12 protein-coding genes are annotated in these 13,407 nt (G+C 48.3%); all 12 read right to left on the bottom strand.

Annotated elements, in window-relative coordinates:
• Positions 1-21: 21 nt before the first annotated feature.
• Entirely contained in the window at positions 22-843 is an 822-nt protein-coding gene (cysW, locus tag BMY80_RS00520; RefSeq protein ID WP_093139915.1) for a sulfate ABC transporter permease subunit CysW, read from the bottom strand.
• Between the two features lie 17 nt (positions 844-860).
• Positions 861-1,694: a sulfate ABC transporter permease subunit CysT gene (cysT, locus tag BMY80_RS00515; RefSeq protein ID WP_031579494.1), complete on the bottom strand. Its 834-nt coding sequence runs from the start codon at positions 1,692-1,694 to the stop codon at positions 861-863.
• A gap of 214 nt (positions 1,695-1,908) precedes the next feature.
• The gene (locus BMY80_RS00510) at positions 1,909-2,988 is read right to left on the bottom strand and encodes a sulfate ABC transporter substrate-binding protein (protein ID WP_031579496.1); all 1,080 of its coding nucleotides are present in this window, start codon (positions 2,986-2,988) and stop codon (positions 1,909-1,911) included.
• Between the two features lie 435 nt (positions 2,989-3,423).
• Positions 3,424-4,698 (bottom strand): glutamate-1-semialdehyde 2,1-aminomutase, encoded by a 1,275-nt coding sequence (hemL, locus tag BMY80_RS00505; protein WP_093139912.1) that lies wholly within the window; start codon positions 4,696-4,698, stop codon positions 3,424-3,426.
• Positions 4,699-4,711: 13 nt separating this feature from the next.
• Positions 4,712-5,686, bottom strand: a complete 975-nt coding sequence (hemB, locus tag BMY80_RS00500) for a porphobilinogen synthase (RefSeq protein ID WP_093139909.1) — start codon at positions 5,684-5,686, stop codon at positions 4,712-4,714.
• A gap of 20 nt (positions 5,687-5,706) precedes the next feature.
• Complete coding sequence (gene cobA, locus BMY80_RS00495) at positions 5,707-7,296, bottom strand: uroporphyrinogen-III C-methyltransferase (RefSeq protein ID WP_093139907.1); 1,590 nt, start codon at positions 7,294-7,296, stop codon at positions 5,707-5,709.
• Positions 7,293-8,219 (bottom strand): hydroxymethylbilane synthase, encoded by a 927-nt coding sequence (gene hemC, locus BMY80_RS00490; RefSeq protein ID WP_093139904.1) that lies wholly within the window; start codon positions 8,217-8,219, stop codon positions 7,293-7,295. Before hemC ends, cobA begins: the two co-directional genes overlap by 4 nt.
• A complete protein-coding gene (locus BMY80_RS00485) occupies positions 8,216-8,794 on the bottom strand; it encodes a precorrin-2 dehydrogenase/sirohydrochlorin ferrochelatase family protein (RefSeq protein ID WP_093139902.1) in 579 nt (192 codons plus the stop codon). Before BMY80_RS00485 ends, hemC begins: the two co-directional genes overlap by 4 nt.
• Position 8,795: 1 nt before the next feature.
• Positions 8,796-9,989 (bottom strand): glutamyl-tRNA reductase, encoded by a 1,194-nt coding sequence (locus BMY80_RS00480; RefSeq protein ID WP_093139899.1) that lies wholly within the window; start codon positions 9,987-9,989, stop codon positions 8,796-8,798.
• Positions 9,990-10,170: 181 nt separating this feature from the next.
• Complete coding sequence (locus tag BMY80_RS00475; protein ID WP_093139897.1) at positions 10,171-10,416, bottom strand: sulfurtransferase TusA family protein; 246 nt, start codon at positions 10,414-10,416, stop codon at positions 10,171-10,173.
• Positions 10,409-11,278, bottom strand: coding sequence for a 4Fe-4S binding protein (locus BMY80_RS00470; RefSeq protein ID WP_093139894.1), 870 nt, complete (start codon positions 11,276-11,278; stop codon positions 10,409-10,411). The genes BMY80_RS00475 and BMY80_RS00470 overlap by 8 nt, the downstream gene beginning before the upstream one ends.
• Positions 11,279-12,007: 729 nt before the next feature.
• On the bottom strand, positions 12,008-13,210 hold the full coding sequence (locus BMY80_RS00465; protein ID WP_093139892.1) for a hypothetical protein: 1,203 nt from the start codon (positions 13,208-13,210) through the stop codon (positions 12,008-12,010).
• Positions 13,211-13,407: the final 197 nt, after the last annotated feature.

The following is a 13,407-nucleotide window of genomic DNA, read 5'->3' as shown; positions in this document are numbered from 1 at the left end:
CCGTTATTCTTGAAAATCTGTTTACTTTAAAAATTTGTTTTTGCTGCGGTGTTCCAGAAGGTTTCTGGCAATCAGAATCAGTATCGCCATTACCACCAGTATTGATGAAACCGCAAATGCCCCCGTAAAGTCGTATCCCTGATACAGGATTTCTATGTAAAGTGGCATGGTGTTGGTTTTGCCTCTCAGATGTCCTGACAGAACGGATACCGCACCGAATTCACCCATGGCTCGTGCGGAGCAGAGAACCACGCCGTACATGAAAGCCCACTTGATGTGAGGGAAGGTAATCTGTCTGAATATCTGAAACGCACCGGCTCCCATAAGCGCCGCCGCCTCCTCTTCGTCTCTTCCCTGAGCGTTCAGCACCGGAATGATTTCCCTTGAGATGAACGGGAAGGTTACAAACACGGTTGCCAGAACGATGCCCGGAACCGCGAAGATTATCTTTATTCCCCATTCATTGAGATATGGATAGAGAAAGCTCTGTCTGCCGAAGGTCAGCACGAATATGAGACCTGCGATGATTGGAGATACCGTAAGCGGCAGATCTATGAGAGTCGACAGAAACTTTTTCCCCCTGAAGGAGAATTTGGTAAGTGCCCAGGCGGTATAGAGACCGAATACGATGTTTACAGCCACAGCCATCAGGGTAACAATCACCGTCAGGTAGATGGAATGCAGGGCGTATTTGTCGGTTACCGCCGCGATAAAGGCGTCAAGACCTGAACGGAAGGCGGTATAGATAACGTAGATCAGCGGCAGAACCAGCATCACCGTAAGAAAAACCGTGGTTATGCCGATGAGCACCGCTTTAACTATTTTCGGATCTTCTCTTTTCATGATGTTTACTCCAAACGTTATTTGATACCGCTGATTATTGCTGAAGCCCTGCTCTGGAATACGGCATTTACAAAGAGAATGACGAATGCCATGAGCAGCATGGTAAGAGCTACGGATGTGGCTGCAGGATAATCAAATTCCTGAAGTTCTCCCATAATCATTAAAGGTGCGATTTCAGTTTCATAAGGCTTGTTGCCGGCGATGAACACCACGCTGCCGTACTCGCCGAGACAGCGGGCAAAGGCCATGGTGAATCCAGCAATTAAAGCCGGCCTGATTTCAGGAAGAACAACCCTGTAGAAGGTTTCAAAGCGGCCGGCTCCCATGATGAATGCGGCTTCCTCATATTCGCCCTCAACCTTTTCCAGCACCGGCTGGATGCTGCGGACCACGAAAGGAATGCCGATGAATACCATGGCTACGGTGATACCGATGTTCGTATAGGCGATATCGATACCGAATTTTGCAAAAAATGAACCGACCGGACCTGCTGAAACGGTAAGGTGTGCCAGTGAAATACCGGCTACGGCCGTAGGCAGGGCGAACGGCAGTTCAATCATGCCGTCAAGAATTCTTTTTCCCGGAAATTCGTATCGCACCAGCACCCATGCCATGATAAGCCCCATTACGGCATTGATTACCGAAGCGGTGAACGAGGTAACAAGACTGACCCTGTAGCTTGCGATAACTCGCGGTCTGGTGATGATTTCCCAAAAATCCGAAATGCTAAGCTGAGATGAATACACAATCAGAGAGCACAGGGGAATAACCACTATCAGACTGAGAATGGAGACGCTGATTCCGAAGGAGATACCGAATCCTGGAATAACGCTTTTTGTTTTTTTTGACATGAGTCCCTCCCGGGGATATTGAGCAGTCAGCTTAACCGAAGCTCTGCCGTAAACCCGATACACATTTCCGTGTTTTCTGCTGTTTTACCTGCGTCTGTATCGTGAATGCTCCTGAAAAACCCGGGTTAAAGATCTTCAGAAGTGAATCAGCACTGATGCTGATTCACTTCACGGATAACAGATATTTGCGTGTATCTGGGTTTACGATGCAGAATTATTTTTTCTCATAGATGGAATCGAAGAGGGCACCGTTGGCAAAGTGCTTTTCAATAGTTTTCTTCCAGCCGCCGAAGTGGGCGATGTTGGTAAGCTTGACGTTGGTGATAATCCACTTGCCGTCTTCAGGAATCTGCTTGATTACATTGGAATCGGATGCTGATGAGAATTCCTTGAGAATCTTTTCGTTTGACGGACGGTAGTACCACTTGGCTTCAACTCGCTGTGCGTCGTCTGAGTAGAGATAGTCAAGATAATCCTTGGCAACCTGTCTGGTTCCGCGCTGGTCTACGACTTCATCAACGATGGCTACGGTAGGCTGGCACAGAATGGACTTTGAAGGTACTACGATTTCATACTGACCTGGATATTCGGCGATGGAAAGAAATGCTTCGTTTTCCCATGAAATCAGCACGTCACCCTGCTTGTTTTCCACGAAGCTGGTGGTTGAACCGCGTGCGCCTGAGTCGAGAACAACTACGTTGCTGTAAAGCTTTCTGATGCTTTCGATAATCTGCTGTTCGCTCTGACCCGCATCTTCAAAGAATGACCAGGCTGCGAGGTAGTTCCAGCGGGCACCGCCTGAAGTCTTAGGATTAGGAGTTACGATTTTAACGTCGTCGCGTACAAGATCGTCCCAGTCCTTGATGTTCTTCGGATTGCCGCTGCGAACAAGGAATACGATGGTTGAAGTGTAAGGAGAGCTGTCGAGAGGGAAGTCCTTTACGTAATCCTTCTTGATGAGACCTGCTTTCTGTACCGCATCAACGTCGCCTTCAAGAGCCAGTGTTACCACGTCGGCTTCCAGACCGTTTGCCACTTCAAGAGCCTGTTTGCCTGAACCGCCGTGTGACTGGGTCACGTTAACGGTTATGCCCTTGGCTTTCTTGTAGTAGTCAGTGAATACCTGATTATATGCTTTGTACAGTTCTCTGGTCGGATCGTATGACACGTTGGTGATTTCCACTTCATCATCTGCAAAGGCGGCTGAACCTGCAAGAGAAATAACGCCTGAAACTGCTAATGTAAGAGCGCCTGATAAAAATCTTGAACTTAAACGTCTACTGATGATACTCATAATGATATCTCCCGATTGTCTGTTGTTTTGTGTTTATTTGTTTAGTTAATCCGATGCCGTGAATAGCCGACGGCATCGTTGTTTATGTTTATTTAATAATATATAACCTATCTGTTTAGTAGGTAATGTGAATTTTATACTTGCCTCACATTTTTGTCAACAGCCTGATTTACATAAATTTTTTTCTGCAAGTGGTTTTTCGCTGGAATCAGCGATGTTTTTTAATGTGAAGTTTATTTGATTTACTCATAAACTCATGAGTATCAACAGGTATCGGATCTGTAGGGAATTGATGTAATTTAAGCAAAAAAAATTTTGTTCTTAACGTATAAATTATGGCGATCTGCCTTCATCGCCTGAAAAAACGTCTGCAGGCATTCTGTATTACGGGTAAAAAAATCCCGGAAAGCAGTATGGTTCCGGGATATGATTGATTTAGTTTTCCTGATAGTCTTCAATAAGCCTGCAGGTTTTATCGATGTCTTCGCCGGAATGAGCCGCGGAGATGAACCATGCCTCATACTGGGACGGAGCAAGATACACTCCGTTGTCCAGCATGTAACTGAAGAATCTGCTGAATCTTTCGGTATCTGAGGAGGTGGCTCCGTCATAGTCGGTTACTTTCCCTGAAGTGAAGAAAACGCTCAGCAGCGATCCGGTGCGGTTGACCGATGCGCTGTCACCGAATCGCTTCTTAAGAGCTTCCTCGATTTTTGCGCCGTTTTCCTCAAGTTCCTCGTAGATATCACGGTTGTCACGAAGCCATGACAGAGTGGCGATGCCGGCTGCGGTTGCCACCGGGTTTCCCGCCAGAGTTCCCGCCTGATAAACCTTTCCTGAAGGTGATACCATTTCCATGATTTCCCTTCTGCCGCCGTAGGCTCCTATAGGCATGCCTCCTCCGATGATTTTGCCGAGAGTCACCAGATCAGGAATAACTCCGTAGCGCTCTGAGGCACCGCCAAGTGCTATTCTGAATCCGGTTATTACCTCGTCAAAAATCAGCAGGGTGCCGTTTCTGGATGTAATGTCCCTTAAAGCCTGCAGAAATCCCGGAGCCGGAGGCACCACGCCCATATTGGCTGCCACCGGTTCCACTATTACCGCGGCGATTTCATTGCCGGCCGCCTCAAACAGTCTTTCAACCGATCCGATGTCGTTGTATTCGGCAATCATGGTATCGGCCACCACGGCGGCCGGGACTCCGATGCTGTCAGGAACTCCGGTGGTGATTCCGCCTGAACCGGCCTTGACCAGCATGGCGTCACTGTGGCCGTGGTAACAGCCTCTGAATTTGATGATTCTGTTTTTACCGGTATAGCCTCTGGCAAGTCTTATGGCGCTCATTACCGCTTCGGTACCTGAATTGACAAGACGCAGGGATTCGATGTGCGGCATGATGCCGTTTACGAGTCTGGCAAGCTTCAGTTCCTTTTCGGTCGGGGCACCGAAGCTGAGTCCGTTTTCAACGGCGTCATGTACAGCCTTAAGTACTGATTCATGGGCATGTCCCATAATGGCCGGTCCCCATGAACATACGTAATCAATGTATTCATTGCCGTCGACGTCATAGATTTTTGAACCTCTGGCCTTATCTATGAATCTCGGAATGCGGTTTACGCTGCGGTAGGCCCGCACCGGACTGTTTACTCCGCCGGGAATGTATTCCGCCGAGGCCCTGAACAGGCCTGCTGATTTTTCTTCATGCATATCTGTATTCCGGTTAATTGTCTGATTCGCTGAGCCATTCCGCCACATCCAGCGCATGGTAGGTGATGATAAGATCGGCACCGGCTCTTTTCATGGAAATGAGATTTTCCATCACTATTCGTTTTTCATCGATGTAGCCCGCCTGAGCTGCAGCTTTTACCATTGAGTACTCACCGCTTACGTTATAGGTTACCACCGGAAGAAGAAATCTCTCCCTGGCCTCTTTTACGAGGTCAAGGTAGGCGAGAGCCGGTTTTACCATGATGAAATCAGCTCCTTCCTCAATGTCCGAAGCTATTTCCCTTATCGCCTCGCGACCGTTGGCAGGATCCATCTGATAAGATTTTCTGTCCCCGAATTTAGGAGCGGATCCGGCGGCATCCCTGAACGGTCCGTAGTAGGATGAGGCGAATTTTGCACTGTAGGACATAATCATCACGTCCTTGAATCCTTCACGGTCAAGACTGTCACGGATAAAGCCCACGCGGCCGTCCATCATGTCGCTCGGAGCCACAATGTGAGCTCCGGCTCTGGCTGCGGTTACGGCCATGGAGGCAAGATAAGGCAGTGTTTCGTCATTGAGAATCCTGTTGCCGCTGATAAGTCCGCAGTGTCCGTGGGAGGTGTATTCGCACAGGCATACGTCGGCAATGATCGTGATGTCCGGGTAGTTCTGTCTGATGAAGCTTACGGCTCTGTAGACTATGGAATGATCTCCCGTGGAGGAGGAACCGCATTCGTCCTTGGTGAGGGGAATGCCGAACAGCAGTACTGCCGGAATTTTCAGGGCCTTTACCCTGTCCATTATTTCAGAAAGCCTGTCCAGTGAGTACTGGAATATTCCCGGCATTGAGTTTACCGGGTTTCTGATGTTTTCTCCGTCGGCAACGAAAACGGGATAAATGAGATCATCAGTGTCCACACTGTTTTCGCGAACCATTTTTCTGATGACGGGATTCTGTCTCAGCCTTCTTAATCTGTTACGCATTTAACTGCACTCCATGAGTGTTATTCATCTGAAGGACGGGATTTTCTCCAGTCCTTTCTTAAGGTTTCAAGTATGCCCGATGCAGAAAATTTTTCTGCCGTAAGCACTGGTATTGTATTAAGTTTTTCGTCCCTGTCCATGATTTTTCCGATTTCCCCTGCTGTTACCGTACCGATGGCCACAAGGGCTCCGGCAATCCTTACCTTTGAGAGATAAGGCATGAAGTTGCGTACCCCGGAGGAACTGCCGAACACCAGATAGTCAAGCACGGGACTGTATTCAGGATATCTGTCGTCGGAAAGTGTTCTTGCCGGAGACAGGGAACCGTCTTCTGCCTTTTCATCGTTTTTTTCTGTAAGGTTCTGCAACAGAGGCCTGTACAACTGGTAGTCGGAAAATCCGATGCCTGCTTCGGCAAGACAGCGGTCAAGGCATTTCGAGCCCATGGTTGAACGCAGGGCGGCAACCCTGACATTCTCCGGATGACCTCCGCAGTCTGACAGAATCCGATCCCTGAGAACAGTCGCCAGGGCATCAACCGAGTATTCATCCGGAACCAGATCGGCAAAAAGACCGTGTTTTCCGAGCTCGCTTTCGGTACCGGAGCCCACGGCTGCCACTCTGCATCCGGCAAGGGATCTGATGTCGATACCGTGAGACGTCAGTTCGTCAAAGAATACGGCAACGCCGTTGGCACTGGTGAAAACCAGCCATTCATGACTGATTATGTCTTCAAGTTCCGGTCCGGAAAGTCCGATTGGGGAGATGCTGAGATTAGGCAGCGGAAGTACTCTGGCACCATTGTCCCTGAGCAGCTCCGTCATTCTGGTGGTGAAAGACGTGGAACCGGTAATGCCCACACGGCAGCCGCTGAGAGAATCATAGCCGCATCTCATGTCAAGAGCGGCGGTTTCGCCCACCACAAATACGGCAGGAGGTTCAGGAGCCTCGGTCTTCATTACTTCTGCCACGGTCCCGAGAGTCGCGTTGACACGTCTTTCGGTAACGTATGTACCCGAGCTGACTATGGCGCAGGGGGTATCCGAATCCATGCCGTACTCCGTAAGTCCGGCGGCAATTTCCGGAATCTTATGATGTGACATCATGAAAATCAGCGTGCCTTCCATTTTTGCGTAGAGAGCCAGATCCCTGATCTCACAGCCGTCTTTTGTGCTGCCGGTGATTACGTGAAAACTGCGTGCCAGTCCGCGGTGGGTTACCGGAATACCTGCGGATGACAGAGCAGCTATGGCTGAGGTTACGCCGGGAACCGTTTCGAAGGGGATTCCGTGTTCCTGCAGATACTGAATCTCTTCACCGCCGCGGCCGAATACAAAGGGATCGCCGCCTTTAAGGCGCACGACAATGTCATGCTTTTCCGCCATTCTTCCTATTTCCCGGCTGATTTCCTCCTGGGGAAGACTGTGGTGGCCGGCTCTCTTGCCTACCGGAATGAGCAGGGCGTCGCTGCGGCACTGACACAGAAGATGATAGGAAATGAGATAGTCATAGAGGACGACGTCCGCCTTCTGCAGCAGGCTGAGCCCACGGCCTGTTACCAGGTCGCTGCTTCCGGGACCAGCGCCGATGAGATATACCTTTCCTGTCATGTTCTTTCCTCCGGGGACGTGGTATCGGAATATGATTTGAGAAGACTGTCAGCAAGATCCGCGTATCTTTCCGGATCGCCTGAGATACTGTCAGAGAACAGTCTGCCGTCGCGGAACAGAAAGTACTTAATCATGAGCTTATCGCTGTTTTCCGCAGGTGTGTCGGGGCTGAAGGCATAGACTCCGGCGGCTTCATGACAGCCGGCACTGATTTTCCGGAGTACCAGTCTTTCGGCATCAAGTGCCGTCTGGGTTCTGCGGTGAACCAGTTTTTCGAGGAAGGTGAACAGCCTGTGATCCCTTCGAACCTGCAGGGCGATGATTCCCTGACCTCCGGCCGGTATGAATGAATCCGGTGGAAGTTTTATGTAGTCAAAACATTCCTCACGGTCAAGACCGAGTCTTTTTATTCCGGCTTCGGCGAGAATTATGGCGTCATATTCGCCGCTGCGGAGCTTTTCCAGTCTGGTGGGCACGTTGCCTCGAAGGAGTCTGCACTCGGCTTCCGGATATATTTTCTTTATGAGAAATTCCCTGCGGGGACTTCCGGTACCGATGATTTCAGGAATGTCGCTGTCCCGATCCTTCGGCATGATGAGAACGTCTGAGGGATCCTCTCTCGGAATAACGGCCAGAAGTACGGTGTCAGGATGCACTTCGGAAGGTAGATCCTTGGCGCTGTGCACGGCCAGATCAACTTTCCTTGCAACCAGTGCCTCTTCAATTTCTCCGGAAAAAACACCTCGTCCGCCTATGGAACTGAGAGGGACACTGCCGAATATTTCTCCTCTAGTGGTGAAGGTTACGGGATGAAATGAAAGGTCAGAACCTGCTGACAGTTCCTGCTGCAGACGTCTGATTACCATTTCCGTCTGGATAAGGGCAAGTCTGCTGCCCCTGGTGCCGATTTTTATTTCCGTCACTTGAAAACACCTTCAATTTCTTCTGCAAAATGCTCGATGAGAGCGCTGTATTCCTGATTTTCCGCCGGTCTTCCGCCTTCGGCAAGAATTTTCTTTCTGAGTTTTCCTATTTCCGACAGTAATTCTCCCGCATGACGCGGCAGTCTGTCATCAAGTATTTTTCTGAGGGTACCGGAGACTCCCGGAGCGCTGCCTGAAGAGGTTATCCCTATAACCAGGTCGTCTCTTTTCACCAGGGCAGGAAAGTAGAAATCACAGTTTTCAGGACAGTCCACCACGTTCACGGGTATGCCTGATTCATGACATCTGCGATAGATTCCGCTGTTAAGTTCTCCGTCATCGGTTGCCGCTATCACCAGATCGGCATTCAGGAGATCGTCGTAAGAGAAGGCTCTCTGTTTCAGGGATATCCGATCTTTAAGCTTCTGAAAATCCCCGGTGAACACGGGGGAGACCGCGGTAATGTTTCGGGTATATTCGGCAAGCTGCTGCGCCTTTCTGCAGGCAACATGGCCTCCTCCCACAATAAGGATTCTGTATCCGTCGAGATTTATGAATATGGGAAAAAAGGGCATTCTACACCTCTGTCTGCTGCTGGCCGGTGAATGATGAACCTGTATGACCGTTCAGTACTGAGGCATGAGAACCGCATCTGTTTTCCATAACGTATGCCGAGGCAATCCGTCCGGATTTTCTTCTTCTGATTTTTTCCGATATGTAGTTATGTATTTTCATGGCTCCGGTTCTGACATCGCCGGCAACCTCAACTGCTTTTGAGGATCTCAGTCTGCGGTGCTTCTCGATGATTTCGGCAAAATATGAAAAATCACGCAGTGTCAGTCCGTCTGTTTTACCCAGATCCGGATCAATGTCGCGCGGCACGCACAGATCTATGAACAGGTACGGTTTTCCGGAGGCCAGTTCCCGAAGGCATTCATTGTAGGTAACGGTGTAATGCGGTGATGAGGTAACGCTTATCAGCACGTCGGTGGTTCTAAGATGTCCGTAGCGTTCGCCGTAGGGTATGGTCTTTTCGTTTCCGCACAACTGTTCACCGGAATCCTGATGATTTCTAGATGTCACCGTTATTTCTCCGAAATTTCTGTTTTTCAGAGTTTTAAGAATGGTTGAGCCGAGCTGTCCGGTGGCTCCTATCAGCATGATGTCCGGTGAGGTAATGCCGGTCGCGGAAATGAAGGAGCTGATTTCATTGCACACCAGAGTGCTGTAGGATACGGCGGTATTGCCGAATCCCGCTCTTTCCCTGATTTTCTTTGCATAGTGCTGAGCCTGCTGAAACATCTGATTCAGGTAGAAATCTGTAAAGCCCGCATTGTGAGCCAGAGCGTAGGCTCTGTTCAGCTGACCGAGGATTTCATTTTCCCCGAGATTCAGGGAATCAAGACTGGTGGCAACCTTCAGAAGATGTTCAACGGCGCTGATGCCTGAATAGTATCTCAGGTAACGTCGCATTTCGTGAATGTCCGTATTGGTGAAGCCGCAGAGTATGGAGTCAAGTCTGCTGAAGATGTTCTGAATTCTTTCATTCTTTTCGCTTTCACCGGAAACGGATTCAGGTTCCCTGTCCGTGAAATAAATTTCTGTTCTGTTACAGGTCGACAGCACTACGGCACCGTCAATTTCGGTTTCCCCGGTAAATTTTTTTACCAGCTCGGGAATATCTGCCGGAGCAACGGAAATCCTGCTGCGGATCCGTTCATCTGCCGTTCTGTATGAAATGCCGAAGCAGTATACTGGTAGGGTGTTCATAAATTTAAATGGGCTCTGGCTGTCGGAAAAAATGTCCGGCTGATTTCATGAACATGGCGCTGTTCATGCCATCAGCTGACTGCTTATTATACTATTATCTTTCTGCAATTACTTTTTCTGTTGACTTTTTTCATCCGGAAATTCCAGCCGCTAAACCGGAATTTCCGTCTGTATCAGGGGACTATTCCTCTACCTTCCTTACATAGAGGGTATAGGTACCGTCACCGTTATCGTTCAGACCGAGTATTTTGTGGCCGTCATCCTTAATGGAGCGCGGTACGTTCTGAACAGGTTCTCCGTCATTCATACGGATTGCCAGAATTTCCCCGTCATCAAGTTCTTCGAGAACCACTTTGGCCTTGACGAAAGTGTTCGGACAGACAACATCGGTTATGTCGAGATCGTGATCAGCATGTATATCAGCCATTGTAAGCCTCCTCAATAACCTTTTTGAATTCATCTATGCCGAGTCTTTCCAGAGTCGTTCTGAAGCGTTCGCTCGGTTTTGCATGAGTTGCAAAGTAGTCAATGGTGGCGTCGGCAATTCTGAACAGTGTTTCCTTGTCCCTGATAATCGGAAGCAGGTTTTCACCTCGGAAGATTCTGTTGCCGAACAGACCGCCGAAGGAAACAATGTATCCAGGTTCGCCGGTCCAGGCCTCGGCAGGACAGGACTTTACGCATCTGCCGCAGTTGTTGCACAGAGACTCCTGCTTGGTGATTTTCTCCTCTTCACTGAAGGAGAGGGCTCCTTCACGGCATGCCTTTGTACATACCTTGCAGTTGATGCATTTTTCCCTGTCAAATGAAACAATCATGCCGCCCTTTACGCCGAAGTCGTTTTCTTCAGCCTTGAGGCAGTTGTTTACGCAGCCGGTAACACCGAACTTGAATTTATGGGGAAGCTCTCTGCCGAAATATCTTTCACTGAGTTCTCTTGCTAGGGTGGATGTGTCGATACATCCGCTCGGACAGACTGCGTTACCCTGACATGCCGTGACGGTTCTTACGCGCGGGCCGCATACCCCGGGATGAACTCCGCCCGCGGCAAGTTTGTCTTTTACTTCCTCGATGTCGTCTACGTAAATGAATGGAATTTCAATACCCTGACGGCTGGTCATGTGCACGTAGCCGTGACCGTACTGTTCCGCTACTTCGGATACCGTTCTTATGTTTTCGGCGGTAAGATTTCCTCCCACCACCTGCAGACGCAGAGAAAAGTAGCCTTTCTGCTTCTGTCGCATGAATCCGCCTTTTTTAAGTAAGGCGTAGTTAACACCCTTTGCCATTTAAATATCTCCTGATGTGTAGTTCCGGTAAGGTCTGATATTCTCCGTTAAATGGTAAAATCTTATGCCATCCTGTCAGTAATTCTGTTTAGCTGTAATTGTTGTTGTTTTTGTTATTCGGGACAGAGTGATGATTCGGCGGAAACAGTAAAATACGACATATACTGATTCTGCTGAATTCATATGACGTGTAAAAACGGTACGAAACGGTATTCTGTGCGACTGTGGAAACATCTTCCCCCGGGGGGCTCAGCGACACTGGGGGAAGATGGTGATTTATCTCGACAGCATGCACTGATTGTCGTGTCCGCAGCCTCGTTTTCCGGCGTCATTTCAGCTTCGGCTCAAGCTTTCCGCAGAAGTTTTTTTGAATGAGGATGGGGCTTCTGCAGAGCGTTGAAAAAATTATACCTATAAAACCAATCAGTTTAGTATATTTTAAGGTTGTTTATAATTTTTTGTCAATATGAAACTGGATACAAAATATCTGCATCCGTTAAAGACAAACGGTCTGTCGGAATCCTTATATGACTTTCGGATACGCTGATCGTGATTATCGGAAGATGCTGATTCAATGACTGCAGATTACGGTAAATTCTGCAGAAAAATAAAAAGGAGCTTCAAGTAATCGTGATAAGACTTTAACGATACTGAAGCTCCTTTTCAGGACAGTCATGCAGACTTTCAGAACAGTGTCATTCTGAAAAACGGCACTTGTTTATAGGCAGATTAGCAGAGCTTATCCGTTTTGCACGGAGAATTGGAATAATCTACTGACCAGTCGATGTCTTTGTTGACAACTTTGCCGACTACTGAGATCCCTGATTTTCTGCCTCCGAAACCTGAACGGGTTGTAGTGGCAGTGATATGTATTTCAGGTTTACCTGATCTTGCGCGTTCAGCATTTAAGGAAACGACCTCAACTGATTCAACGTATTTTGTTGCATAATCATGTGGAGAATACAGTGCCCAGCCTGAGCCTTCGGCAGCCTGTCTGGTATTGTCACAGTTTCCTTCAAGATTTGTATAGTCGAACTCGAAGGCACAGAGTTCAGCCTGTCGTTTAACAGCGTCAACAATCGTAGTTACTTCGGTAAATCTAGCTCTCTTCATGTAGCTTGCATATGCAGGCAGTGCGATAGCGGCAAGTATTCCTCCGATGACAATCATAAGGAAGAAAATAACCGCTATAACACATACCCAGATAACAGTTCCGGAGCTTGGCTTCTGCGGCAGTTCCTGATTCAAGGCGATTGATTCCAGAGCGTTCTTTACGGTATAGAGACGGCAGAAGCAGTATATCTGGAGCATTGCTGATGTAAGTGCAGCTACAACCGCGATTAGAATTCCTGATACAGTCACGGCAGTGGATTCCGCTCCAATTCCTGCAGACGCTACAAAAACTGCAACTATTGAAAGCACTGAGGATACGAGAATAACTGCACACTTTGTTTTAATACCGTCTGATATCCTTGCATACTGCTCATAGTTGAATTTGCGGAATGCATTGCTTACTTTTGATGTCAGCCCGAAAGACATGATGATGATGACGAGAAGCAGGATCTGGCTAAGAACATTCACAAACGGAAGGAACATTGATATCAGGCAGATAATCTGCATCACGTTCATGGTGTTTATTCCATTGAGAGCCTCGTTAAGCTGAGGATTGGTGTTGTTCTGACTGAACTGATAACTGTTCTGACTGAACTGAGCGTCTCCCTGACTGAATCTGTCGGAATAAACAGGCTCCTGATTGATCTGCGGGTTTTCTGCTGTTACTGACTGATTACCGCTGTTTTCTGCAGTACCGGAAAAACCGGAATCCTGCTGATTGTTGTCTGTGTTCTGTCTGTTGTGAGGAAGGTTCTTGCCGCAGTTCGGACAGAATCTGGAATTATCATTGATTTCAGATTTGCAGAAAGGACATTTCATGCTACAGCTCCTTTTTCTGTATGTGGAATAATGCGTTGGTCGTTAAATATCCTGATTTACGGATCCTCAGGGATCGGTTTTATGTTCATTATCCGGGATATTCTTGTACTAAATAAGTCCGGGGTTTCCTGTCCTGCCGCAAAAGGTATTCATGGCATTCGGCAGGCGTCGGAAATTCCGTTGTTGTGAATTATATA

Source organism: Ruminobacter amylophilus (assembly GCF_900115655.1).
Classification (GTDB): Bacteria; Pseudomonadota; Gammaproteobacteria; order Enterobacterales; family Succinivibrionaceae; genus Ruminobacter; species Ruminobacter amylophilus.
Note: the sequence above shows the minus strand (reverse complement) of the source record. Positions and strands in the feature narration are given on the sequence as shown.